27 protein-coding genes are annotated in these 23,990 nt (G+C 61.5%); 18 read left to right on the forward strand and 9 right to left on the reverse strand.

The features are described from left to right. The first annotated feature begins 106 nt into the window (after nucleotides 1–106). Nucleotides 107–1,354, forward strand: coding sequence for a mannose-6-phosphate isomerase, class I (gene manA / locus RDN59_RS06460; RefSeq protein WP_308607136.1), 1,248 nt, complete (start codon nucleotides 107–109; stop codon nucleotides 1,352–1,354). 49 nt (nucleotides 1,355–1,403) lie between these two features. Here manA and RDN59_RS06465 read toward each other — a convergent pair whose 3' ends face one another. Continuing rightward, the gene (locus RDN59_RS06465; protein ID WP_308607137.1) at nucleotides 1,404–2,363 is read right to left on the reverse strand and encodes a DNA-directed RNA polymerase II; all 960 of its coding nucleotides are present in this window, start codon (nucleotides 2,361–2,363) and stop codon (nucleotides 1,404–1,406) included. Nucleotides 2,364–2,696: 333 nt separating this feature from the next. On the opposite strand from RDN59_RS06465, the gene RDN59_RS06470 reads away from it, so the two are divergent. The 7 genes from RDN59_RS06470 (at nucleotide 2,697) to hpf (ending at nucleotide 9,343) form a co-directional block, all read left to right on the forward strand. Then, nucleotides 2,697–3,050 carry a DUF4259 domain-containing protein gene (locus RDN59_RS06470; protein WP_046647442.1) on the forward strand — a complete coding sequence of 118 codons (354 nt, stop codon included), beginning with the start codon at nucleotides 2,697–2,699 and terminating at the stop codon, nucleotides 3,048–3,050. A gap of 9 nt (nucleotides 3,051–3,059) precedes the next feature. Continuing rightward, on the forward strand, nucleotides 3,060–3,680 hold the full coding sequence (locus tag RDN59_RS06475; protein ID WP_071409437.1) for a dTMP kinase: 621 nt from the start codon (nucleotides 3,060–3,062) through the stop codon (nucleotides 3,678–3,680). A gap of 1 nt (nucleotide 3,681) precedes the next feature. Beyond that, complete coding sequence (gene mtrA, locus RDN59_RS06480) at nucleotides 3,682–4,368, forward strand: MtrAB system response regulator MtrA (protein ID WP_308607138.1); 687 nt, start codon at nucleotides 3,682–3,684, stop codon at nucleotides 4,366–4,368. A 69-nt stretch (nucleotides 4,369–4,437) separates the two neighbouring features. Continuing rightward, nucleotides 4,438–6,111, forward strand: a complete 1,674-nt coding sequence (gene mtrB, locus RDN59_RS06485; protein WP_308607151.1) for an MtrAB system histidine kinase MtrB — start codon at nucleotides 4,438–4,440, stop codon at nucleotides 6,109–6,111. Beyond that, nucleotides 6,111–7,817, forward strand: a complete 1,707-nt coding sequence (gene lpqB / locus RDN59_RS06490; protein WP_308607152.1) for an MtrAB system accessory lipoprotein LpqB — start codon at nucleotides 6,111–6,113, stop codon at nucleotides 7,815–7,817. Before mtrB ends, lpqB begins: the two co-directional genes overlap by 1 nt. Before the next feature lie 34 nt (nucleotides 7,818–7,851). Further along, complete coding sequence (locus RDN59_RS06495) at nucleotides 7,852–8,532, forward strand: phosphoribosyltransferase family protein (RefSeq protein WP_308607139.1); 681 nt, start codon at nucleotides 7,852–7,854, stop codon at nucleotides 8,530–8,532. Nucleotides 8,533–8,704: 172 nt separating this feature from the next. Continuing rightward, nucleotides 8,705–9,343, forward strand: a complete 639-nt coding sequence (hpf, locus tag RDN59_RS06500; RefSeq protein WP_046647448.1) for a ribosome hibernation-promoting factor, HPF/YfiA family — start codon at nucleotides 8,705–8,707, stop codon at nucleotides 9,341–9,343. Nucleotides 9,344–9,465: 122 nt separating this feature from the next. On the opposite strand, the gene RDN59_RS06505 is transcribed toward hpf, so the two are convergent. Continuing rightward, on the reverse strand, nucleotides 9,466–9,771 hold the full coding sequence (locus RDN59_RS06505; protein ID WP_308607140.1) for a hypothetical protein: 306 nt from the start codon (nucleotides 9,769–9,771) through the stop codon (nucleotides 9,466–9,468). Between the two features lie 181 nt (nucleotides 9,772–9,952). On the opposite strand from RDN59_RS06505, the gene secA reads away from it, so the two are divergent. Beyond that, nucleotides 9,953–12,517, forward strand: coding sequence for a preprotein translocase subunit SecA (gene secA / locus RDN59_RS06510; RefSeq protein ID WP_308607141.1), 2,565 nt, complete (start codon nucleotides 9,953–9,955; stop codon nucleotides 12,515–12,517). A 163-nt stretch (nucleotides 12,518–12,680) separates the two neighbouring features. Continuing rightward, nucleotides 12,681–13,040: a hypothetical protein gene (locus RDN59_RS06515; protein ID WP_308607142.1), complete on the forward strand. Its 360-nt coding sequence runs from the start codon at nucleotides 12,681–12,683 to the stop codon at nucleotides 13,038–13,040. On the opposite strand, the gene RDN59_RS06520 is transcribed toward RDN59_RS06515, so the two are convergent. Then, nucleotides 13,037–13,474, reverse strand: coding sequence for a hypothetical protein (locus RDN59_RS06520; protein WP_308607143.1), 438 nt, complete (start codon nucleotides 13,472–13,474; stop codon nucleotides 13,037–13,039). The two genes, RDN59_RS06515 and RDN59_RS06520, sit on opposite strands and share 4 nt — an antisense overlap. Before the next feature lie 217 nt (nucleotides 13,475–13,691). Between RDN59_RS06520 and RDN59_RS06525 the strand changes: the two genes are divergently transcribed. The 4 genes from RDN59_RS06525 (at nucleotide 13,692) to RDN59_RS06540 (ending at nucleotide 15,707) form a co-directional block, all read left to right on the forward strand. Then, nucleotides 13,692–14,102 (forward strand): HAD-IA family hydrolase, encoded by a 411-nt coding sequence (locus tag RDN59_RS06525; protein ID WP_010189184.1) that lies wholly within the window; start codon nucleotides 13,692–13,694, stop codon nucleotides 14,100–14,102. A 12-nt stretch (nucleotides 14,103–14,114) separates the two neighbouring features. Continuing rightward, entirely contained in the window at nucleotides 14,115–14,621 is a 507-nt protein-coding gene (locus RDN59_RS06530; protein ID WP_185963766.1) for a hypothetical protein, read from the forward strand. Between the two features lie 85 nt (nucleotides 14,622–14,706). Further along, a complete protein-coding gene (locus RDN59_RS06535) occupies nucleotides 14,707–15,048 on the forward strand; it encodes a hypothetical protein (RefSeq protein ID WP_308607144.1) in 342 nt (113 codons plus the stop codon). 53 nt (nucleotides 15,049–15,101) lie between these two features. After that, a complete protein-coding gene (locus tag RDN59_RS06540) occupies nucleotides 15,102–15,707 on the forward strand; it encodes a hypothetical protein (protein WP_308607145.1) in 606 nt (201 codons plus the stop codon). A 49-nt stretch (nucleotides 15,708–15,756) separates the two neighbouring features. Here RDN59_RS06540 and rsgA read toward each other — a convergent pair whose 3' ends face one another. Together rsgA and aroA are read right to left on the reverse strand one after the other, a co-directional pair. Next, complete coding sequence (gene rsgA / locus RDN59_RS06545) at nucleotides 15,757–16,779, reverse strand: ribosome small subunit-dependent GTPase A (protein WP_046647457.1); 1,023 nt, start codon at nucleotides 16,777–16,779, stop codon at nucleotides 15,757–15,759. Next, on the reverse strand, nucleotides 16,772–18,076 hold the full coding sequence (aroA, locus tag RDN59_RS06550; RefSeq protein ID WP_308607146.1) for a 3-phosphoshikimate 1-carboxyvinyltransferase: 1,305 nt from the start codon (nucleotides 18,074–18,076) through the stop codon (nucleotides 16,772–16,774). Before aroA ends, rsgA begins: the two co-directional genes overlap by 8 nt. On the opposite strand from aroA, the gene RDN59_RS06555 reads away from it, so the two are divergent. Next, on the forward strand, nucleotides 18,075–18,737 hold the full coding sequence (locus tag RDN59_RS06555) for an SOS response-associated peptidase (RefSeq protein WP_308607147.1): 663 nt from the start codon (nucleotides 18,075–18,077) through the stop codon (nucleotides 18,735–18,737). The two genes, aroA and RDN59_RS06555, sit on opposite strands and share 2 nt — an antisense overlap. Before the next feature lie 10 nt (nucleotides 18,738–18,747). Here the strand turns inward: RDN59_RS06555 and ybaK are convergent, their stop codons facing one another. After that, the gene (gene ybaK, locus RDN59_RS06560) at nucleotides 18,748–19,251 is read right to left on the reverse strand and encodes a Cys-tRNA(Pro) deacylase (RefSeq protein WP_308607148.1); all 504 of its coding nucleotides are present in this window, start codon (nucleotides 19,249–19,251) and stop codon (nucleotides 18,748–18,750) included. Nucleotides 19,252–19,288: 37 nt separating this feature from the next. Between ybaK and RDN59_RS06565 the strand changes: the two genes are divergently transcribed. Then, nucleotides 19,289–19,894, forward strand: coding sequence for a sigma-70 family RNA polymerase sigma factor (locus tag RDN59_RS06565; protein ID WP_049156090.1), 606 nt, complete (start codon nucleotides 19,289–19,291; stop codon nucleotides 19,892–19,894). After that, the gene (gene rsrA, locus RDN59_RS06570; RefSeq protein ID WP_080975102.1) at nucleotides 19,894–20,166 is read left to right on the forward strand and encodes a mycothiol system anti-sigma-R factor; all 273 of its coding nucleotides are present in this window, start codon (nucleotides 19,894–19,896) and stop codon (nucleotides 20,164–20,166) included. Before RDN59_RS06565 ends, rsrA begins: the two co-directional genes overlap by 1 nt. A 113-nt stretch (nucleotides 20,167–20,279) precedes the next feature. Here the strand turns inward: rsrA and RDN59_RS12295 are convergent, their stop codons facing one another. Next, the gene (locus RDN59_RS12295) at nucleotides 20,280–20,354 is read right to left on the reverse strand and encodes a 50S ribosomal protein bL37 (RefSeq protein ID WP_012714902.1); all 75 of its coding nucleotides are present in this window, start codon (nucleotides 20,352–20,354) and stop codon (nucleotides 20,280–20,282) included. 95 nt (nucleotides 20,355–20,449) lie between these two features. Next, nucleotides 20,450–20,707 (reverse strand): WhiB family transcriptional regulator, encoded by a 258-nt coding sequence (locus RDN59_RS06575; RefSeq protein ID WP_042529827.1) that lies wholly within the window; start codon nucleotides 20,705–20,707, stop codon nucleotides 20,450–20,452. A 562-nt stretch (nucleotides 20,708–21,269) separates the two neighbouring features. Between RDN59_RS06575 and RDN59_RS06580 the strand changes: the two genes are divergently transcribed. Beyond that, nucleotides 21,270–21,728: a hypothetical protein gene (locus tag RDN59_RS06580; RefSeq protein WP_158381343.1), complete on the forward strand. Its 459-nt coding sequence runs from the start codon at nucleotides 21,270–21,272 to the stop codon at nucleotides 21,726–21,728. Here the strand turns inward: RDN59_RS06580 and RDN59_RS06585 are convergent. Beyond that, the gene (locus tag RDN59_RS06585) at nucleotides 21,725–23,011 is read right to left on the reverse strand and encodes a hypothetical protein (RefSeq protein WP_308607149.1); all 1,287 of its coding nucleotides are present in this window, start codon (nucleotides 23,009–23,011) and stop codon (nucleotides 21,725–21,727) included. The genes RDN59_RS06580 and RDN59_RS06585 overlap by 4 nt on opposite strands. Between the last annotated feature and the right edge of the window lie 979 nt (nucleotides 23,012–23,990).

Genomic DNA, 23,990 nt, shown 5'->3' on the forward strand with positions numbered 1-23,990 from the left:
CGCAGCGGCGAGCGCCGACACCTCCTGTGGGGAATTGGCCCGCGCGCTGCAGTTGATTACGCGCAGTTATGCCGCGACCGCCTACGACGTGAAATAGAGGAAGTCAATGAAGTTGCTCACCAGTGCAGCCCGCAATTACTCGTGGGGTTCGCGTACGCTGATCCCCACGCTGCTCAGCGAGCCGGAAGCTACTAGCCCGGTGGCTGAGCTGTGGTTCGGCGCGCACCCGGCTGATCCCTCGACGGTGGATGGCGAGAAGCTGGATGAGATCATCGCCGCGGATCCACAAGGACAACTGGGGAAGCGGGTAGCGGATACATACGGTGCCAGCTTGCCCTTCCTGTTGAAGATCCTGGCGGCGGCCGAGCCGTTGTCGCTGCAGGCGCACCCGTCCAAGCAACAGGCCGAGGAAGGCTTTGCTCGCGAGAACGCGGAGGGTATCGAACTCACAGCGGCCAATCGCAACTACAAGGATGACAACCACAAGCCGGAGCTCATCGTGGCACTCACAGAGTTTTACGCCATGGCGGGCTTCCGCCCTCTCTCGCAGACCCGCAGCCTCTTCGCGGCTTTGGACTGCGAAGAGCTCGCGCACTACGAGGGCATGCTCGATCCGGACCCCGCTGCCGAAGGCGACAGCCTCCGCGCGCTGTTTACCACGTGGATCACTATCCCCAGCGCTAAGCGCAAGGAGCTTATCAGCGCGGTGGTAGCCGCGGGTGAGCACCTGCGCCAAAGCCAAGCTGGTGAACCGTGGATGTCTACCGTGATGGGGACCGTGTCGAAGATCAACGAGCAATACCCAGGGGACATCGGCGTGCTGGGCGCGCTGCTGCTGAACCACATCGTCCTGCAGCCGGGTGAGGCGATCTACCTCGACGCCGGACAGCTGCATGCCTATGTGTCTGGTCTGGGCGTGGAGATCATGGCCAACTCGGACAACGTGCTGCGCGGCGGCCTGACCCCGAAGTTCGTTGACGTCCCTGAGCTGGTCAAGGTCCTGACGTACCAGGCGGCGGAGGACCCGCGAGTGGATCAAATAGCGCACGCAGACGCAGCTGGAAAGGAAGCAACGGGCAGCATTACGGGGGCCACGGCGTGGGCCTACCCGGTGCCGATTGAGGAATTCTTGCTGGACCGCGTGGAGCTTTCCGGTGCGGACTCCGCCGAGGTAGACAGCGACGGCCCGATGATCCTGCTGTGCACCGCTGGCGCGGCCACGGTGAGCAACGACGAGGGGGAGAGCGTGGACTTCAGCGCTGGCCACGCGGCATGGATTCCAGCCAGCGACCCAGCCGCCACGATCCGTGCCGCGGAGGCCGAAGGCGCGGAGGTATTTGTCGCTCGCGTCTAGGGCTTAAAGGTGCACCTTTTAAGGTGCACCGCTTCTAGAATGCAACGCTTTAAGGATGCACCGCTGCTGGTTCGGCGGCGGGTTCCATGGGGTTCTCGCCCGGCTTAACGGCGGTGGGGGTTTCTGCGGACGGTTCCTCCGCGGCGGGGACGTCATCCGTTGGGGCTGCCGGGGTGGGGGCCTCATTGGTCCGGTGCGCCTCGGATTCGCGCGCCAGCGACTCTAGCGCCTCGTTGCCGTGCTGGGCAGACTCGTCCCACTGCTTTTGCTCTGCTTCGGTCGGCTCTCGGTGTTCCGTCACGGAGTCAGGCTCTGCCTCAGGCTTCGGTGCTTCTTGGGCGAGCCCGGCCGGCTGCGGGTTGAAGGAATCAGAAGCCTCGGGGGAGTCCTTGCCCTGCGGCGATGTAGGGGCCTCGGTGGGTTGCTGCTCGGTCAGCTGGGGGTTGTGCTCGCGGTCCCCGCGGGATTCCTGTGGACCCGAATCCTGCGGTGCGGCCGTCTGCGGCTCCAGGGTGGCCGGCGGTGGCGTTGGCTCGGTGTGCTGCGGGGTGGAGCCAGGTGCCACGGATTCGGAGGCCGTGGACGAGTCGCTCGAGGGGGCCGTGGTTGGGGTGGTAACAACCGGTGCCGGCGGGTTCTGCGCGTTCTGCGTTGCCTGCGGTTGCTGGTTCTGCAGTGAGGAGACGTTATCCGGGCGGTAGACGGCAGTGGGGCCAGCGGGCTCCGTGTTGTTGACAACGGCGTTCGGCGCTAAGTACGGATCCTCCGCCGGCGCGGCAACCGGCGTGTGCGAGTCCTTCGACTGGGTGGTCGTCGGAGAAGCCGTCGTGGTGTAGGAGTGCGTCGCTGATGAGGACGTGGTAGCCGTGCTCGACACCGCGGTGGCGGCCGAGGGCTTAGCCACGACGGATTCGGGTGCGCTCATGCGCCACACCGCGACGCCCACGGCGACGGCACACAGGAGGCCGGCCGCCACGAAGGCGAGGATGCGGCGTGAACTGCTCGTCATGCGGGGGCGCTCTCCTAACTGCACAAAGGTCACAAGTCGGTAACAACGATAGCACGAATATAGAGATAATAAATGGCCTGGGCAATAACCCCTGTTCATGCTTCTTTCCAGGATGCAGCCAGGCCGGCATTACAGGGAACTGTGGCGCAGCTGTAATGAAACGGACTCATTGACCGAAGCCTTGCATAAGGGCGCCTAAAGAATGGTAGAAATTGGATTAGATAGCGGCTTGGCGGCGGGCGCGCCCCACAACGCCACACTGACCCACCGTGGATACAAGAAAATAGACCCCAACTTAGACCCCTATTCGCGTAAAGGATGTAAGGAGAAACAATGAGCTCATGGGATGAGGACATCTTCGCCGACGAGGTCAACGTCGACTTCTTGGATGAACTGGCAGACCTTGAGGACGAAGAGATCGTTGCCGCGGTCGATGATGCCTGCGCCCTGGCGGTCTCCGGTGAGGATCAGACCGAGGACGAGCAACGCAACGCGCTGGCGGCGGCCACGATCGCCGCGATTTGGGCGGGCGCCCCGTTCAGTGCCGGGGAGGTCGTTGAGGACTACCCGTTCATTCGTGATCTGGCCGGTTCCGGTAGCGAGAACCTCAACGAGCACGCCCTCGAGCTGCTCGAAGGCGTCGAGGAGGACTACGACCTCGAGCCCTTCATCGAGGCGCTGTCCTAGTACGCCAGCATGCTGATCAGTATTGAAGGAATCGATGGTGCGGGAAAGAACACCATCACCCAGCGCCTGCGGGAAGAGCTTGCCTGTGAGGTTTCGGTCTTAAGTTTCCCGCGCTACGAAGACTCCGTGCACGCGCAGCTCGCACAGGAGGCGCTCTATGGGCGTATGGGAGATCTCACCGATTCGGCCTACGGGATGGCCACTCTCTTCGCCCTGGATCGGTGGGGCGCTAAGGAACAGCTGCTCGCCGCCGCCGAATCCACAGACTCCTTGCTTATCCTGGATCGCTACGTGGCTTCGAACGCGGCCTACTCCGCCGCAAGGGTGGGCGGGGAGCTCATCGTTGACTGGGTCTACGAGCTCGAATTCGAGCGTTTTGGCCTTCCCATTCCGCAGTTGCAGATCTTCTTGGACACCGACGTCGAAGTCGCCGGCCAACGCGCCGTGGCCCGCGCGGCGGAGGATGAGGGGCGCCATCGCGATCGCTATGAGCGGGATGCGGGGCTGCAGGCCCGCACGGCCGCTGCTTACCGTCGTCTAGCGCAGCAGCAGTGGGCTGGGCAGTGGATCGCCACCGCGGATGCCGATATGATTATCCAAGCTGTCAAAGAGCTTGTAGGAGAACAATAACGTGGCACCAAAAATCTTGGTCGTGGATGATGACCCGGCAATCGCCGAAATGCTCACCATCGTGCTTGAGGCAGAGGGGCTGGATCCAATTGCCGTCAACGATGGAAACGAGGCCATCCCAGCCTTCCGTGAGCACGACCCAGATCTGATCCTGTTGGATCTCATGCTGCCGGGCATGAACGGCGTCGATATTTGCCGTGCCATCCGCACCGAGTCCTCCGTGCCCATCGTCATGCTCACGGCGAAGACGGACACCGTCGACGTGGTCCTCGGCCTCGAATCGGGGGCGGATGACTACATCACCAAGCCCTTCAAGCCCAAGGAACTCATTGCCCGCATCCGTGCGCGCCTGCGCCGGATCGATGGGGGCTCGGGAGAGATCATCGAGGTAGGGGACCTGCTTATCGACGTTCCCGAGCACACCGTCACCCGCAAGGGCGGCGAAGAAATCTCGTTGACCCCGCTGGAGTTCGACCTCCTTTTGGAAATGGCCCGCAAGCCCGGGCAGGTCCACACCCGTGAAGCGTTGCTCGAATCCGTTTGGGGTTACCGCCATGCCTCGGATACTCGCCTCGTCAACGTGCACGTTCAGCGCTTGCGCGCCAAGATTGAGCACGATCCGGAGGATCCACACATCGTCCTCACCGTGCGCGGTGTGGGGTACAAGACTGGAAAATCCGCCGAGTAAAGGACTGCCGCTATTTTTGGTTGGTTAGGGCGAGCCCGGGATGGCATCGTCGAGCGCTGGCGTACGTCCCTGCAGACACGCGTGCTGGGCATGATGCTGGTGGCCTCCACGGTGGTCATGATCATCCTGGCCTACGCTCTGGTGTCGGTGCTCACGCAGCAGCTGGTGAGCCAGAAAGAGGACACCGCGCTGCAAGAGCTCGACCGCGCCCGCGTAGCCGTGGAGCAACAGATTGATGCGACAGGAACGGCTAACTCAACGCAGGTGCGCATCAACTCCGCACGCGCCGCACTGGGGCAGATGTCGGCACAGCAACCCGATGCCCAGGCCGTGTACGAACCGGTTATCCTCGTGGAAAACTCCGACGGCACGGCCACCACCTCACCGGAGGGCTACCGCATCCCTGATGGCATGCGCGAGCTCGTCGGTCAGGGCCAAGTCGTGCAGCAGTACGCCACGGTGGATCAGCAATCGGGGGCTACCTACAACGCACTGATGGTGGGCACCCCCATTGAAAGTGATATCCCGAATACCCAGGTCTACCTCGTGCTCTCCATGGAGTCTGAGGAATCGACGATGGCGCTCATGCGCGGATTGCTCTCTGCTGCTGGAGTGGTCGTCGTGGTCCTCCTCGTGGGCATCGCGTGGCTGGCTACCCAGCAGGTGATCGTGCCGATTCGCTCTGCTTCCCGCATCGCGCAGCGCTTTGCCGCCGGCCACCTGCGTGAGCGCATGGTGGTCAACTCGGATGATGAGATGGGCCGCCTTGCCTCTTCCTTCAACGACATGGCGGATAAGCTCTCCAAACAAATCACCCAACTGGAGGAGTATGGCGATCTCCAACGGCAGTTCACCTCCGACGTGTCCCACGAGTTGCGCACGCCACTGACCACGGTGCGCATGGCGGCGGATGTCATCGCGGCGGACGCGGATGAGTTCAACCCTTATACCAAGCGCTCGGCGGAGCTGCTTATCAAGGAGCTGGATCGCTTCGAGGACTTGCTCGCGGATCTGCTGGAGATCTCTCGCCACGATGCGGGCGTGGCGGATCTGTCCACGGCCTCCATCGATATTCGTTCCTGCGTAGACTCCGCACTGAGCCAGGTTGAACACCTCGCCGCCGAGCTCGATGTGGAGGTCATCGTGCATGTTCCGGAGGAACCCGTGGCCGTCGAATGCGATTCACGGCGTGTCGAGCGCATCCTGCGTAACCTGCTCGCGAACGCCATTGATCACTCTGAAGGCAACCCCGTCACCGTGGATATCGGGGCGACGGAGGACGCCGTCGGCATCGCCGTCACCGACTCCGGTGTCGGCCTCAAGGAGGGCCAGGAGGAGTTGGTGTTCAACCGCTTCTGGCGCGCGGATTCTTCCCGTAAACGCCATTCTGGCGGAACCGGTCTGGGCCTTGCCATCGCCCGCGAGGATGCGGTGCTGCACGGCGGTACGTTGGACGCTATTGGCTACTTCGGCGTGGGCTCGCGCTTCCGCCTTATCCTGCCCCGCACACCAGACAACAAAGTAGAGTCCGAGCCCATCGCTTTGGAGGTCCCAGGTGCACCGGAGCAGGTCGAGGCAGAAGAACAATCCGCGCTCGAGGTGACCTCGGAGCCGGGCATGCCTGTGTTTAAAGGTGAGTCGGACACAGGAATCGTGTGGCCTTCGGAGCGCGAATCCCGTGGCGTGGACACGCCTTTCAATCACAACACCGTTCCTGATTTCGAGGAGGAGGCCCAGCGATGATGCCGGCCCGCCGCCCACTCGCAGTGTTCAGCTGCGTTGCGCTCATAGCCCTCGCCGGGTGCTCGACCTTGCCGAATAACACGGATCCGCAAGTGATCGGGACTTTCGAACCGCATGACCGGGCAGACGATGCCGTCGTCGAACCGCGTACAGATAGCGAGCCTGATCTCCTCGTGCGTGACTTCTATTCGGCGGTGGCGATTCCCACCGGCAACTACGCCGCCGCCCGCACCTTCCTTTCGACGGATATAGCTAATTCCTGGGACCCCACGGATACCGTTCTGGTGGTGGATTCCATCGATCTCGTGACGTCCAATATGGAAGACGGCGACCTGGAATACTCGGTCCGCGGCAATATTATTGGCCGATTGGCCAATGGCGGGGCCTATGTCCCCGATAATTCGCGCATCGAAGCAACCGTCCGGCTGCGCCAGTTCAATGGGCAATGGCGCATCACGGATTTGCCCACTGGTGCTGTGATTGAGCGCACCGAACTACGCAACCGCTACCGGCCGCAGTCGCTGTACTTTTTCGATACAACCCAACGCCTGCTGGTGGCGGACCGTCGTTGGCTCTATTCGGGTAAGGAGTCAATCGCCTCGGAGCTAGTGACCCTGCTGCTGCAGGGGCCGTCCTCCGATATCGCGCCGGCGACGTCCACCTTAAGCCCCAAGGACGCTACCTTCTTGGGAATCAACGATGGCGTCTACGAGTTCAGCGGGATGGCAGGAATGACCCAGGAGGAGCGCCTCAAGTTCGCCGCCCAGTTGGTCTGGACCCTCAACAACGCCGAGATCACGAACTCAGTGCGCGCCACCATCGATGGCAGCCCGCTTGTCGACGGCATGGAGGAAATGACCATCGATGACTTTGCCGAGTTCAACCCAGAGGTGGCTGCCCAGTCCGTGCCTAAGCTCTACGCGGTCAATGACGGCTCACTCCTCGAGGTCAAAGGCGAAGGCAGCACCGAGGTGCAGGGAATGGCCGGGCAGATTCACGATATCCAGTCCGCGGACGTCTCCGATGAGGGCATGGTCGCCGCGGTACGCAAGCGCTCTGAGAAAGAGTCACAGCTGGCGATGGGCGAGCTCGGCCACGAGCTCAAGGATTCAGTCAAGGGCGAAACTCTAGCCCGCCCTACCTTCGAGGTGGGAGGACAAGTGGCGTGGACCGTCGTCGACGGCAAGCACGTGGTCCGCGTGACACGCTCGCCGGCCACCGGCGAGCTGAGCACCGCGGAGGTGGACACCTCCGCATTAGAGAACGTGGAAGGCGAAATCTCCGTCATCCGACTGTCCCTGACGGGAGCGCGTATCGCCATGATTATCGATGGCAGCATTTATACCGGTGTGGTTGCCCGCGCGACGTCGGGTGAGCGGCGCATCGTCAACGTTCACCAGGTGGGCCCAGAGCTGGCCGGCTCTGCTTTGTCGGTGGAGTGGCAGACAGACGGGGCCCTGCTTGTGGGTACCTCGGCGTCGAGCTCTCCGGTGTGGCGCATCGAGCAAGACGGATCTTCGGCCACCACACTGCCCACCGGAAATATCACCGCACCCGTGGTCGCGGTGGCCTCTTCGCCGTCGACGCTTTATGTCACCGATGCGCATGCGCTGCTGCAGCTTCCCGCGGGCGGATCCGAGCGTTCTTATTGGCGCGAGGTGGAGGGCTTGCAGGGAGTGCGTTCCTCTCCGATCATCGCGCGCTAGAGGACAGCTCAGGAGTCAGGCTAGAGTGGGGCGCATGCCGAAACATCGGGGGATAGGGGAGGTCACCGCCGCGCTCATGGAGCTGTTCCTGCCACGCCCGTGCGCCGGGTGCGGGGGTGAGACCTCTGCGGGTGGGGTGCTGTGCGCAGCCTGCCAGCACCACCTGCGGCAGATACCGCGCCGCGTGGAACGTCCCCAGCCATTAGGTTTTCCGGCGTGGGCGCTCGGACCGTATTCCGATACCCGCCGCGGGGTCATCATCGCGATGAAGGAACGCGGACACCAGGCGGTGCGCGCGCACTTGGGCGCGGTGCTTGCCGCTGGCATTGACTACCTGCGCGCTCGCGGCGACATTCCGGAGACCGCGCTGATGGTTCCCGCCCCGACACGAGCGTCGTCGGCCCGCAAGCGTGGTGGTGATCCGGTGGCCGCGCTGTGCCGGGCGGCGTCTGCTCGGCTTCCTGGTTGGGACGTGGTTAATGCCTTGATGACGGCCGAAGGCAGTGCGGATCAGTCGCAGCTCAACGCCGCGGAGCGCACAGACAATATGCGCAGTGCCGTGCGGTTGCTGCCGTCCGCCCGGATGTTGGCGGGGCGCAGCGTGCTGCTTGTCGACGACGTCATCACGACTGGCGCGACACTCCGCGCCAGCGCCGCTCGCGTATGGGCCGTCGGGGGTGACGTGGCGGGGGCGATTGCCCTGGCAGACGCGTAGGGTGGAGCGACATCAAGCCTCTGTAGAGGGGGCCAGTGAACCCGTTGGTTATGACCAGTGGTAGCATGAGGGGTGTCACAGGGAAGCGGACACTAAGCCCCGAATCACAGGCTTGAATGAGGTCCGCAGAATGTGCAGTCATTCAGTCCCCACGAGTAAAGGGAGGCATTACATGTCCCAGCAGACCAACGCTCAGGTCACCATCACCGGTCGTAACGTGGAGGTTCCGGAGCACTTCCAGGAACGTGTCACTGAAAAGCTAGCCAAGATCGAGCGCCTTGATCCGACCCTGACCTTCTTCCACGTGGAGCTGCAGCACGAGCCGAACCCGCGCCGCGAGTCTGAGGCAGAGCGTCTGCAGATTACCGCTACCGGCAAGGGGCACATCGCCCGCGCTGAGGCTAAGGAAGATTCATTCTACGCGGCACTCGAGACGGCTCTGGGCAAGATGGAGCGCTCTCTGCGCAAGGTAAAGGTGCGCCGCGAGAACGTGAAGTCCGGCCACCGCGCTCAGAAGGGTACCGGTCAGATTGCTGCCGAGCTGGTCGCCGAAGCTGAAGCGGCTAAGCCTGGTAAGGAAGAACGCTACATCGACCCGTACGCAGAGACGGTCGAGGACGTTCGCCCGGGCCAGGTTGTGCGCTTCAAGGAGCACCCGGCCACCCCGATGTCCGTGGATGATGCACTCAGCGAGATGGAGCTGGTCGGCCACGACTTCTACCTCTTCATCAACGAAGAGAACAACAAGCCGTCTGTGGTCTACCGCCGCCACGCCTTTGACTACGGCCTTATCTCCCTGACGGACGCTTAAGGGGCTAAGCGTCCTAAGGACTAAGTATTAAGCCCTTCGGGAAAATTATCCCGGCTACAACACGTTTCCCCGCGCTGAACATGCAGCGCGGGGAAACGTGTTTTCCGTTTATCACGACGGAGCTATACCCCGAATTGGCTGGACAGGTGTACTTCGGCCTCAGCTAGCTTTTGCAGTGGCAGCATGAGCAAGGCCACCGGGGCAACCAGAATCAGATCCAGTCCGAAGTTTTCGGTGGGATGCGACCCCGGGCGGTGGGAAGTGGCGACGGCATCCATGGTTCCGGTCATGATCGCGTCATAGGTCCACATGGCGCTACCACCGCGCGGCGCTTCGGAATCATCAGCCACGGCGGCGGGGGCGGTTATGGTGCTCAAAGCTAGGGCTGCGGAGGTAGCGGTAGCTACGGCAATCTTGGAGAACTGCATAGTCATTCCTTTTCTGTCTCGCTCTGTGGGTCTGAGAAAACACAGGATGGGCGCACGAGTGGGCGCGGGCTAAGTATCGGATTTTGCGTTTTGGGTTGGGTGGCGAATCGATACGGAAAAGCTAGTGAGTACAATGGCGACGAGTTAACTTTATTGTCGCGACCAGAAGGACTATCTAGACGTGTTTGGACTTTCCAAGCTGCTCCGTGCCGGTGAGGGACGCACCGTCAAGCGCCTGGCTAAAATTGCTGATGATGTTATTGCCCTAGAAGATAAATTCGCGGCGCTGTCGGATGATGAGCTTAAGGCTAAGACAGACGAGTTTAAGAAGCGTCTGGCGGATGGCGAAAAGATGAATGACATGCTTCTCGAAGCATTCGCCACCGTGCGTGAAGCCGCCTGGCGCGTGCTCGACCAGAAGCACTACAAGGTACAGATCATGGGTGGTGCCGCCCTGCACTTTGGCAACGTTGCCGAGATGCGCACGGGTGAAGGTAAGACCCTGACCTCGCTGCTGCCGGCCTACCTCAACGCTCTGGAAGGCAAGGGCGTCCACATCGTGACTGTCAACGACTACCTGGCTAAGCGTGACGCCGAGATGATGGGCCGTGTTCACCGCTGGCTGGGACTGTCCGTTGGCGTCATCCTCTCCGAGATGCGCCCTGCGGAGCGCAAGGAAGCCTATGCCTGCGACGTCACGTACGGCACGAACAACGAGCTGGGCTTTGACTACCTGCGCGACAACATGGTCCGCTCGCTTGATGAAACCGTCCAGCGCGGCCACAACTACTGCATCGTGGATGAGGTTGACTCCATTCTTATCGATGAGGCGCGTACCCCGCTCATCATTTCCGGCCCTGTCGATGGTTCCTCTCAGTTCTACGGAGTCTTTTCCAAGCTGGCCCCGAAGATGCGCGAGGGCATCCACTACGAGGTGGACCACAAGAAGCGCACCATTGGTGTGCTTGAGGACGGCGTGGAATTCGTCGAAGACCAGTTGGGCATTGAAAACCTCTACGCACCTGAGCACTCCCAGCTGGTGTCCTACCTCAATAACGCGCTGAAGGCGAAGGAGCTCTTCACCCGCGATAAGGACTACATCGTGCGCAACGGCGAGGTCCTCATCGTGGATGGATTCACCGGCCGCGTGCTGGCTGGCCGCCGTTACAACGAGGGTATGCACCAGGCCATTGAGGCGAAGGAAGAGGTGGAGATCAAGAACGAGAACCAGACGCTGGCAACCGTTACCCTCCAGAATTACTTCCGCCTTTACGACAAGATTTCCGGTATGACCGGTACCGCAGAAACTGAGGCGGCCGAGCTGCACTCCATTTACGGTCTCGACGTGGTGCCAATTCCGACTAACAAGCCGAACCAGCGTACCGACCACTCCGACCGCATCTACAAAACCCAGGAAGCGAAGTTCGCTGCGGTGGTCGATGACATCGAGGAACACGTGGCTGCCGGTCAGCCGGTGCTCGTTGGTACCACCTCCGTGGAACGCTCCGAGTACCTCTCGCAGCTGCTGAGCAAGCGCGGCGTCAAGCACTCGGTGCTCAACGCCAAGCACCACGAGGAAGAGGGCCAGATCGTCGCTCGTGCTGGCCGCCCTGGCACCGTCACCGTGGCCACCAACATGGCCGGCCGTGGTACCGATATCGTTCTCGGTGGCAACCCCGAAGTCATCCTGGATGAGAAGCTGCGGGACCGCGGCCTCGATCCCTTTGAGGACGAGGAGAAGTACCAGGAAGCCTGGGACGCTGAGATCGAGCAGGAGAGGGAACGCTCCAAGAAGATGGGCGATGAGGTCCGTGAGGCCGGCGGCCTGTACGTGCTGGGCACCGAGCGCCACGAGTCGCGCCGTATTGATAACCAGCTGCGTGGCCGTTCCGGACGTCAGGGTGACCCGGGCGAGACCCGCTTCTACCTGTCCATGCGCGATGAGCTCATGGTGCGCTTCGTGGGCCAGTCCATGGAGAACATGATGAACCGCCTCAACGTGCCGGATGACGTGCCGATTGAGGCCAAGATGGTGTCGAACTCTATCAAGGGTGCGCAGGCACAGGTGGAGAACCAGAACTTCGAGATGCGTAAGAACGTGCTCAAGTACGACGAAGTTCTTAACGAGCAGCGCAAGGTGGTGTACGCCACCCGCCACGACATCCTTGAGGCCAACGACATCAAGGACAACATCCGGACGATGATCAATGACACCGTGTCTGCCTACGTGGCAGGGGCTACTGCCACCGGTTACGTGGAGGACTGGAATCTCGATGAGCTGTGGAATGCGTTGGATTCCCTGTACGGGCCGACCATGACACATGAGGAGCTCGTTGACGGCGCCGAATACGGCGCTGCCGGCGAACTGACTGCGGAGCAGCTGCGCGATGCCCTCTTGGCTGATGCCAACTCCGAGTACGACAAGCTCGAAGACGCTGTGACTGCCATCGGCGGAGAGAACCAGATGCGCAATACCGAGCGCATGATCATTCTGCCGATCATCGACCAGAAGTGGCGCGAGCACCTTTATGAAATGGATTACCTCAAGGAAGGTATTGGCCTGCGTGCTATGGCGCAGCGCGATCCCCTGGTGGAATACCAGAAGGAGGGCGGCGACATGTTTAACGCCATGAACGACGCAGTGAAGGAAGAAACCGTCCGCCAGCTGTTCATGTTGCGCAAGCAGTTCAAGGCCCAGGAAGAGGCGAGCGCAGCGGGTGAAGCAAACGCGGAAGCGGAAGCTTAAATCTGCCGCGGTCTGAAACTTCGCTGATGTGCGAACGCTAGAAAGCGCGGAAAAGTGATGAGGCGCCGTGAGGGAAGAACTCCCCACGGCGCCTTTTTGTTGGAAGCAGTTAGGTATATACTGTCAAATTATTAATTGTTCTGTTTTGGAAGGTTGAGTTAGTATGCGCCGCTTGTCTCTGCGAGTAGGTCTCTCCGTGTTCGCATCTGCCACTCTGTTGGGCGGCGGCGCAGCTGCGTCAGCTATCGAGCTTGCTCCCGAGGAGCAGTGTCAGCTCTCTTCCGTCTTGAGCTCGCACGGCGATGAGTCCTCCAAGGACGCCGTGCTCAGCTCCCAGGACACCATGGCTACTCAGTGCGGCGCTGTGTCCGCTCCGGAAACCTCCGAGGAAACTGCAAAGAACCTGCCTGTGGTCGGAGCTACCATGTTTGGCGGTATCAGCTTGGCCCTGGTGAGTGCGTCCGCAGCGTTCGCCGGAATCGATTGGACGCCCATCTTGATCAAACTCGGTTCGCTTTTTTAATCTCCCATAGCCTGCCGCCCGCCTCCAGCGATGCTGGGGCTGGGGCCGACTGAGAGTAACCGGAAGGAACGTAAGTGCCGCCCGGCTGCGGAGCCGGTGAAAGCACGCTGGTGCGAACCTATCAGTACCGAACCAAAGAACTCGCCGTTTGCGCGCGCATGCAAGCTGGTGAGCGCCATGCCCCCGCGGAGCTCTAACGCTGTATGGGCCTTTCGCCACGCGCGTACATGGGTGATGATTTCTGGAGCAAAGCGCGGATTGTTGAGATGGCCCATCGGCCGCAAAGCGGCGGCAACTTCTAAAACAATGACGACGAGCCCATGGATCTCGTCACGCGTGGCGAGGTCACCAGCGGTAGGCTCGCGCTCATAGCGGATACGCTGTGGAGCAACATAGAGCTGCAGATGGCTCATGCCGGGGATGGGGGTGTACATGCGGAATGCGGTCCTTATCCGCGATGAGCAGCGCGGAGAAAGGCGCTCAGGCAGGCGAAGGCGAGCGGAGGGAAGGAAGCTGGACGCACGTTCATTATGCCATGCTGGAACCATCCGCGGCTAGAAGGCGCTGCGCCTTGGCCTGTGGGAGCAGGCGAGCGGTATGTTCGCTATACTTTCGGACGATAAACACAGCTCAATGCGAAGGGTAGATAATATGCGTGGACTCATCGTCGATTTTGTAGGCGTGCTTGACGGCACCGAAGAAGACGTCAAGCGCTGGCGGGAGCTGTTCGCCGCCGCGAAATCTAACGGAGTCGCCACCGCTATTCTCTCTAACGATCCGGGCGGCCCAGGCGCGGAGCATATTCGCGAGTGGGAATACCGCGGCATCGTTGATGCCGTCGTACTTTCCGGTGAGGTCGGCGCGGAGAAGCCGGATCGTGCTGCCTTCCAGGCTGCAGCGGACGCTATCGACCTGCCGATTAATGACTGCGTCATGGTAGATGATTCCATCGTTAACGTCCGCGCTGCGGTGGAAAATGGCATGGTGGGCATGCTCTACACGGTCTTTGACCGCACCAGCGTGGAAGTCCAGGCAGTCTTCGACATTGAAGGTGAGTTCTAAGTGTCGAAGGATGTGCGAGTCTTCCTGCCAGCTACTTTTGCCATGCTGACAGAGCTGGAAGAAACCGGCCAGCTTGCTGCCCGCAGTGGTTGGGGATTTACAGTCACCCCGGCGCTGCGCGAGTTCTACACTGAGGGCGACGAAGAAGAGATCGAATACTCTGCCTTCCTCGAAGCTTCCATGGCCTCCCTGCGGCTCTTGGCCATCGGCGATGAGGAGAAGTTCCCGCACCGCCGAGTGGTTATCTCCGTCGATGTTGATGATTCAGTAGTGACCCCGAAGCCGGACATGGGTGAACCAGTCGTGGCGCTCAACCCGGCCACCATCACGAAGGACAACCTGCAAGCCATCCACGTGGACATCGAGGAATCCGAGGCTGCCACCGCCAAGGCTATCGCCGCCATCGACAATGCTGACCTCGGCGACGAAGACGCCGAGCTTGCCGTCGGTGATGCCCTGGATAACTTCATGGCCTTCTATGATCCCACCGAGCTGCCCATCCTCGTAGAACTGCTCTAGGATTCACCAGCGTTAATTGCCCTAACGCGAGTGGTGGTGCTACTCTAAACCTTTATTGCCATTGCTTAAGAAAAGGAGCACCATCATGAAGGCAACTCGCCTTGCTAGCCTTATCACCGCTGCAGCCCTGAGCGTCACAACCCTCGTTTCAGCACCAATTGCCGGGGCAGAGGAAGCAGTAGCGCCGGCAGCGCAGACAAATCAGACCGCGCAGGGGAGCTCTGCTCAGGAAGCGGCTCCCAGCGAACCTGACCCCAACAATCCGGACCCCGACATGGCCGTGATGCCTGAGACGCCGTGGCTGCGCATCGTTGAGGGCTCCTCGCAAGGACCGATGGGGGTTATCGTCGCCATTCTCTTCGGAATTATCAGCATCGGCTTCGCCGCGTACAAGGAGTTCGGTGATTACCTGCCCAAGTTGGGCTAAATGCTGATAGTCTGCTGGAGTAAAACTCAGCTCGATCGAAAGGTCCCCTCAGCATGACTTCCTCTCGTCTTCGCCGCGTAGTTGCTACCTCCGCCTTGTCCGTCGCACTTGTTGCTGGCGGAATCGCTGCCCCCACTGCGGGTGCGGTGACCACCTCCATCAAGAATGACAAGTGCACCATCACGTTGAGCGAGGACGAAGCCAGCGACCTCAAGAACGCGGAGTCTAAGGACAACGACGTCGACAGCAGCCTGCTGAAGGATGGCTTGGAGATTCTCCCGAAGGACGCCGCTGCACGTGCCAAAGCAGTGGAGAACCAGTCCGATGAGCTGTACCGTGACCTCGCAAACTTCGAGGCCGAAGTGGAGCTCGGTGACGAGGACGCCGTCAAGCGCGCCAAGAACAACATCAAGGTAGCCGAGACCTTCCGCGACATCGCGCCGGAGTACGTCAAGGCGCTCGATGCGTGTGCCAAGAAGGAAGAGTTCAACAAGAAGGCACCGAGCGGTGATAACACCTCCTCCAACATCGATAAGGGTGGCGCCATCATCCTCGGAGTATCCGGCGCCCTGACGGTGCTCTTTATGGCTCTCCGCGCAGCCAGCCCCTTCCTGAAGACCGTCCTGCCGCCGCAGCTGGCGGCTATGCTTCCGGCCTAAGTCTTAGGGCTTAAGACCTAAAGAGCCGACGCTTAGGCCCCAATGGGGCCTAAGCCCAATCGACGTTGGTGCGCAGGGAGGCCAAAAGGCCCCGCACTGCATCGCGACGGCGCGCAGAAGCAGTGCCTTCCTCGATGCTCAAGTCCAAGCCGCACTCAGGATCCGCGGGCGGCCCAGCATGCGTGCAGCCGCGCGGGCAGTCCTCGATGGCTTCGGCCAGATCATCGAAGACCTCGATGACGTTCTCGGCATCAATGTGGGCCAATCCAAAGGAGCGGATGCCGGGCGTATCAATGATCCACCCGCCATTCGGCGTGCTTCCTTCCGCCGGCAGGCGCAATGCCACCGACTGCGTCGAGGTGTGGCGGCCCTTGCCCACCGCAGACACCTCACCGGTTTCGCGGTTGGCATCCGGGACAAGCCGGTTGACCAAGGTTGATTTACCCACACCGGAGTGGCCGATGAGCGCCGTGACATGTCCATCAATTGCGGCGCAGACTTGCTCCAGTCCATCGTCGACGCCGGCCTCCACCACCGTGACATCCAAGTCTGCAAACTCTTGGGCAAACGGAGTGGGGTCGGTGAGGTCGGTCTTCGTCAGGCACAGGACCGGCTGGATATTGCCGGCAAAGGCCGCGATGAGGGCACGCTCCACGAATCCAGAGCGCGGCGGTGGATCCGCCACGGCGCTGACGATGAGCAGGCGGTCCGCATTCGCCACCACGATGCGCTCATAAGGGTCAGTGTCATCCGCGGTGCGCCGGAGGACGGAACGGCGTTCCTCCAGTTTGACGATGCGTGCCAAGGTGTCCTTGCGCCCGGAGGTATCGCCCACGACGCCGACCCGGTCGCCGACCTCGACGGGCGTGCGGCCCATCTCGCGGGCGCGCATCGCGGTGACGACCGGGCCATCGTTATCAAGGGCAACCCCCCAGCGCCCGCGGTCCTTGGTGATCACCATGCCGAACTTGGCATCCTTGTGCTTTGGGCGGTCCTTCGTGCGCGGGCGCGAGCCTTTGCCGGGCCGGATGCGGACATCGGATTCGTCATAGCTGCTCGCGCGCCTAGCCACGGATCATGGCCTCCCACATCCCGGCGAAGCCGGGCAGAGTCTTGGACGTGGTATCGATGTCCTCGACCTCGACCCCTTCGACTGCCAGGCCGATGATGGCGCCGGCGGTGGCCATGCGGTGGTCGGCGTGGGAGTGCCACTTCCCTCCGTGGAGTGGGGCAGGGGTGATGCGGAGGCCGTCGTCAAGCTCGGTGACGTTGCCGCCCAAGCCGTTGATCTCGGTAGCGAGGGCCGCCAGACGGTCCGTCTCGTGACCGCGCAGGTGCGCGATGCCGGTCAACGTCGAAGACGAGGAGGCCAGCGCGCACAGCGCAGCCACGGTCGGGGTGAGTTCACCGATATCTCCCATGTCGAGCTCGATACCGCGCAGGCCTGCTAGGCCCTCATCTGGGCCGGTGACCTTCAGGTACGGATCCTGGCGAGGTGCCTGTGGGACGTACTCAACCTGTGCGCCCATCTGTTCCAGGATGCCGCGGAAAGCATCACCCGGCTGGTTCGTTTCCTCCGGCCAGTTCGGAATACTCACGCTGCCGCCGGCGACTGCCGCTGCAGCCAGGAAGGGCGTGGCGTTGGACAGGTCCGGTTCGATGTACCACTCGCGGCCTTCAATCTTTCCAGGACGCACGACCCAATTATCCTCGCCCGCGACGACATGCACGCCGGCGTCACGCAGCATGCCGACGGTCATCAGGATGTGGGGCTGGGAAGGTACGGTGCCGCCTTTGTGGCGCACGCTGAGCCCGTAGCGGTAGCGCGCACCGGCCAAAAGCAGGCCGGAGACGAACTGGGAAGAAGCGGAGGCATCAATGGTGACCTCGGCGCCCTCTGGGACGCCTTGGGGCGTGATGGTCAGCGGCAGGCTATCGCCCTTGATGTCAACGCCCAGCTCACGCAGGGCCTTCGTCATGGTGGACATGGGGCGCTTGCGGGCATAAGGGTCACCGTCGATGACAACGGGCCCATCCGCCAACGCGGCTACCGGCGGCAAGAAGCGCATAATCGTGCCGGCCAGGCCGCAATCGACGGTCGCCCCATGCAGCTGGCCCGGGGTCACGCGCAGGTGCGGGCCCCAGTCAGAGATACCTACGCCCATGGCCTTCAAGGCTTCCTTCATCAGGTCGGTATCGCGGGAGACCAGCGGGTTGTAGATAATAGAGGGGGAGTCAGCCAGCGCAGCGAGGATCAGGGCGCGGTTGGTCATTGACTTTGACCCGGGGATTTCCTGAGCCCAAGAAAGCGGGCCGGCGGGTTGGGGAGCACTCCAGAAAGCAGACATGTAGTCCATAATAAAGGGCATGTGCGGAAGATTTGTTCTGTTCACCGAGTCCCTACTGGAGGAAGTCGGAGCGTGGGAATCCATTACGGAAGTTCATGCGCCGGAAGGCCTGCCGCCGGCACGCTATAACATTGCTCCGACCCAGCCCATTGCCATCGTGCGGGTTGCGGAGGAGACCGCCCGCGTGGAGCCAGCGCGCTGGGGGCTTATCCCGCACTGGAAGAAGGACCTCGACGGCCCACCGCTGTTTAATGCCCGTGCGGAGACCGTGGCGCAGAAACCTTCCTTCCGGGAGGCTTTCAAAGCACAGCGCTGCGTTATCCCGCTGGATGGCTACTACGAGTGGAAAGCCGGTGAGGATAAGAAGGCCAAGAAGCAGCCCTATTATGTGACCGGGCCCGATGGCTTGCTATGGGCGGCAGGACTGTGGGCCACGGGGATGGAGAGGCTCTCGGCCACGATGGTGACCACGGATGCCACGGAGGAGATGGCGTGGCTGCACCACCGCTTGCCCAAGTTTCTGACTGCAGATGAGATTGCGCCCTGGCTGGCGGGGGAGGCGCTGCTGGAGCCGAGCTCCGTGCGCGGTTTTCAGACACGCCCGGCCGACCCCGCGGTGGGCAACGTGCGCAACGACTACGCAGAGCTTATCGACGAACCACCGGCCACCACCCTGTTCTAGTGCGCGAGAGCTAGTCGGCGAGCACGTCGGCGAAGGAGAGCTCCAGCACGCGGGGGAGATCCTCCGGATTCATCTCAATGTCGAGGCCACGCTTGCCGCCGGAGAAGAAGATGGTATCGAAGAGCAGCGCGGTCTCGTCAACGACAGTGGGCAGGACGTGTTTGTGCCCTAACGGGGAGATGCCGCCGGGGATGTAGCCAGAGGACTTGGAGGCGTCGGCAGGCGCGGCCATTGTGGCCTTGGACGCACCGAAAGCGGCGGCGGCCTTCTTGAGGCTGAGCTGGTGGGTGACCGGAAGGACGCAGACGGCGAGTTGGCGTTTGGGGCCTTTGCCGGCGCTCAGATCAATGACGAGGGTTTTGAAGATACACTCAGGAGCAACGTCGAGGGCCGCAGCGGCTGCCTCGCCGAAGTGTTCGCGACCGCCATCAAAGGTAGAGACGTGGTGGTCAATACCTGCCTCTTCGAGGAGTTTGAGAGCGGGGGTAGCGGCACGCGGGGTCTTCTTGGACATATAAACCACCCTAGTCCTGAGCGCTAGGATGGTCGGTATGGCCACAGAAACGACGAGCGAGACGCTTCAGAAACAGCGGTTGTTTGAGGAGCAAGCCTTGCCCTTGCTGGACCAGCTTTACGGCGGAGCGATGCGTCTGACGCGCAACCCGCAAGACGCGGAGGATCTGATCCAAGAGACCTACCTCAAGGCCTTTAGCAACTTCGATTCCTTCAAACAGGGCACGAACTTGAAGGCGTGGCTGTACCGCATCATGACGAATACCTACATCAACTCCTACCGGAAGGCCAAGCGCCGCCCGGTGGAATCCTCAGCGGATGAGCTTAGTGACTTTCAGCTGTATACCACGTCCGGACATGACTCCACGGGCCTGGAATCAGCGGAGGTCGAAGCGCTCAAGCAGATGCCGGACTCGGAGATTTCCGAGGCCATGAATGACCTACCGGAGGATTACCGCATGGTGGTGTACTACTCGGATGTAGTGGGTTTGGCCTATAAGGAAATCGCAGAAGTGATGGGCACCCCGTTGGGGACGGTCATGAGCCGCCTCCACCGCGGAAGAAAATTACTCCGCGCGGCGTTGAAGGACGTAGCACGAGAAAAAGGCATTGGTCGCAACCACCCAGAGATGGAGGAGAAGTAATGGAACGCGCAACAGGACGCAATTGCGGTGCGTGTAACTCTCCCGAGGTTGAAGCGCTCTTTCGGGAGCTGTTCGATGAATCAACGAGCTATGCGCGAGCACTGGAAATCCGCGAGCACCTCGCGCAGTGCGATGCCTGTCAGCAGCGCGTCGAGAGTGAAGAAGTAGTCCGAGCGCTTGTGCGCAAATGTTGCGGGGGACAGGCTGCACCGCAGTCACTGCGCCAGCGCATTTGCGTGGAGATTACGCGGACTGAAATCACCTGGGGCTAGGGCCGCCGAGGCCAAGTTAACGCCTAGGCCACGTTAATTAGGCCTAGGCGCATACGCAAAGGGCTCGTTCCCGTCCTCGGAATGAGGAAGGAAACGAGCCCTGAATGCTGACGTTATGCGTTAGGACGCTTGCCGTGGTTAGCGGACTTCTTACGGCGATCCTTGCGCTTACGGCCACGCTTGCTCATCGCGTACTCCTTCTGTTAAGGGTAAATGAACTTATTTAACTGTAGCGGCAGGGTATGCCGGAGTGTTAATCGGGGGTGTGCCTTCTGAGGGTTCTTTAAGCGGAAACGCGGGCGCGGGCGCGGCTGCGGTTACGGCGCTTGATAGCGCGGCGCTCCTCCTCAGAGAGGCCGCCCCACACGCCGGCATCCTGGCCGGACTCGAGGGCCCACTTGAGGCAAGAGGAAGCGACCGGGCAGCGGTTGCAGACCAGCTTGGCCTTAGCGATCTGGGTGAGTGCAGGTCCGGAGTTACCGACAGGGAAGAAGAGCTCCGGGTCTTCGTCGCGGCAAACAGCTTCGTGGCGCCAATCCATGATTGAAATCTCCTAACAAATTTTTGACAGCAGTGGGTGAAAGTAGGCGCACCTAGGGCAGTTCACAGCTGTGAACTGTTCCGAGTGCTACGGGGTGAAGTGGACTGGTCTGCGGTCAGTGGGGCCCTGTCTCGAGTTGGGGCCAGCGTCGACGCCGCCGTGGTTCACTTTCTGTTAACTCGAAGTTTGCTCCGAGTTATGAACTGATTTAACAGCTCGTTGTTTTTGCTACCTGAGAATAATGACACGTTTACTCAAAGTCCGCTAGGGGTAAAGGCTAAAAAGTGTCCAAAGTCACTAAACAAATGTGGTCGCTTTAGGGTTTGCTAATGGATTGAAGGCTGTAAGAAGGCTGTCAATAATCCGTCTACCAGCGTTGATAGGGGTAAAACTGTGAGTGTGGTGACCTGGATCGCGTCAAATCCATATTCAGGCCTCTGCCCCCGAAAACTCTGCGTGTGGGAAGGCCTAGCTGAATGCCATGGACGGTACCTGCAGGGCGGGGGAGTCTGCGGTGTGGAGATGGCTTAAACCGCCGGGGTAAGAAGTAGACTAAGCGGCCGTGAACAAGAAGAAGAAACAGTCCTCGGCTACGTCTCCCCGGACCGTTGGGAATGGCGCGCCGCCTTCGGTCATCGCGGCGGCGGGCATCGCGGTGGTTCAGTCCATCGCCGTTATCATCTTTGGTATTTTCCTCATCGTCCGGGAGGTATCTGGCGCTGAAAACGACTCGATGGTTTCGGACTCAGGCGCGACGGGCTTCGTCGGCCTGGGCACGGCTATCTTCATTTTTATCGTCTTCGGCTTTGTCATCGTTGGCTCCTGGGCCTTCGTGAAAGGCAAACGCTGGGGGCGCGGGGCCATCGTGCTCGTGGAATTCATCCTGGGCGCCATCGCCTTCCAGATGTTCAGTGGGGGCTCAGCCCTGCTCGGTGCGCTAACCCTAGCGAGCGCCGGGTTGGTGCTGTATCTGCTCATGGTGCGGCCCGAGGCGGCGCAATGGGCTGAAAGCCACTTTTAGGATGCCTTGAGCGCTACGGCAGTATCCCCGCGCTGCTCAACGATGACCGATCCGGACAGGATCAGCGAAATCGGGCCGGAATAGCCATCGCGGTCGACGGGGATGGTGCGCTCAGTCTTACCGGACGACCAATCCACCACGTCGATTCCTTCTTCAGTGGGCACGAGAACGCGCTCGTCAACGGCAATGCCGGTGCCCAGCGCTTGCTCTAGTACGTGGTCAACCTTGAGCTGAGTTGGCGTAAAGAGGTAGAGGCGCTCGCCATCGAACCACGTCATGTGGTGGGGCAGATCGGCTACGGCAGGAGCAAAGGGGGAGGCGGAGTTGGTGATGGACGTCGAAGGTTCCACGTCCGTGGACGACAGCGCTTCACCCTCAAAGTTATAGGACACGATGCGAGGAGTATCGCCCGGCAAGAAGACTGCGGCCGCCTCCTGTCCGTAGGCGACGAGGCGCGCGCCCGGATCCTCGATCTTGATGTCCTTGGAAATCTCCGGGGAGCGGGAATCCTCCGGTGTGGCCGTCTGGATACGCAACCACGTGGCATCCGGAGAATCCGGGCAGGATTCGGTCACTGCCATCGTTTCGGTACGGGTCAGCGCTGATGTGATGGCGCAGTCCTCGTGGGGCTGCATGTTGGGTTCCTGCTTGGCATCGACATCGCCGTACTCCACCGTGCGCACGAGGTCGGAGCGCCACAGCTCTACCCGCTCGGCGGAGACAGTTCCCACGCGGTCGTTCGAGACGATGGGGACCACCTCGTCAGAATTGCGGGCGCTGCGGGTATCGGAATACTGGCCGGAAGCAGCATCGATCGCCACCACATCACCGCAGCCGTTGCCCGCATCATAGGAAGCCACAATCTTGTTCCACGCTGTGCCGAGCGAACACAGGTCGGCATCGCGGCGCTGATAGGTCCACACCTCATCGCCGGCAGCATTCGTGGCGCTCAGGGTGTCGCCGTCATGGGTCACCAGCAGGCCCTTCGACGACACAGCCCGGGCTTGGCCTGACACCAAGGCGTTGGGGAGGCTGAAGGATTCGGTGAGGGAGTTCGGGACGGCGGTGAGGAGCGCTGGCTCGGCGTTGGCCGCGGCGTCGACTGCCGGGGGGAGCTCAGCCTTGTGAATCGGTGCGGGGATAACCGCACCGCCGATGGCGATGGCGCATACCGCGCTGATCGCCCCCACGGCAATCCAGTCCGCCTTCGTGGAACGCAAAATGGGTGCCTTCTTCGCAGCGGCGTCGTTGACCGGGGATTCTTGGGCGTGCTCGGTGGTCATCGGCGTCCTCCTTGGCGGGGATTGCGTTTACGGGAACGAGTGCGGCGCGCAGCGCGGGCTGAGCGCGTGGATTCGCCACGCGGGGAGCTCGAGCGCCGGGGTCCACCCAACACCTTGGTGGGTGGACCGACCGTATCTGCAACCCCCTCCGGAACATCAAGTGCTTCCGCGAGCTCCGGGGAAGTACTGAACCACCGCGGCGGCTCCGGCTGGCCCAAGTCGAGCTCGTCGTTGATGACTTGCCACTTTCCCAGTTCGTCATAACCGACGAGGGTTACCGCCGTGCCCGTATGGCCGGCGCGGCCAGTACGGCCGATGCGGTGGACAAACGTCATCGGATCGTCCGGAACCTGATAGTTGATGACGTGGGTGACATCATCAATGTCGATGCCGCGGGCGGCGACATCCGTGGCCACGAGAATCTCCACGGTGCCGTCACGGAAGGCATCGAGCGAGCGCTCGCGTGCTTTTTGATCCATGTCGCCATGAACCGCGCCCACCTCGAACCCGCGCTGCGCCAGCTCCTCCGCGACGGCGGCCGCTGAGCGCTTCGTGCGCGTGAAAATGATGGTGCGCCCGCGGCCGTGGGCCTGCAGAATCTTTCCCAGTACCGCAATCTTGTCCATGCGGTGCGCTTGGAAGGTGACCTTGCGTGTGGAGGCATGGGTCTGCTGGGCGTCAGCAGATTCGGCACGGATGTGCACCGGCTGGTCCAAGAAGGTGCGAGCCAGCGTCACGATGGGGCCAGGCATGGTGGCGGAAAAGAGCATGGTCTGGTGCTGGTTGCCGTGCAGCAGGGAGAGAATCTTCTCGATGTCCGGAAGGAAGCCCAAATCCAGCATCTCGTCGGCCTCATCCAATACAAGAATGCTGACCTGATCGAAGGATAAGTGCTTCTTCTGGCAGAGATCGAGGAGGCGGCCCGGGGTGCCCACGACGACGTCCGCGCCTGCCGAGATCGGAAGAGCACACGTCTGAA

This window comes from uncultured Corynebacterium sp. (genome assembly GCF_902489365.1).
In the GTDB taxonomy this organism is placed as follows: domain Bacteria; phylum Actinomycetota; class Actinomycetes; order Mycobacteriales; family Mycobacteriaceae; genus Corynebacterium.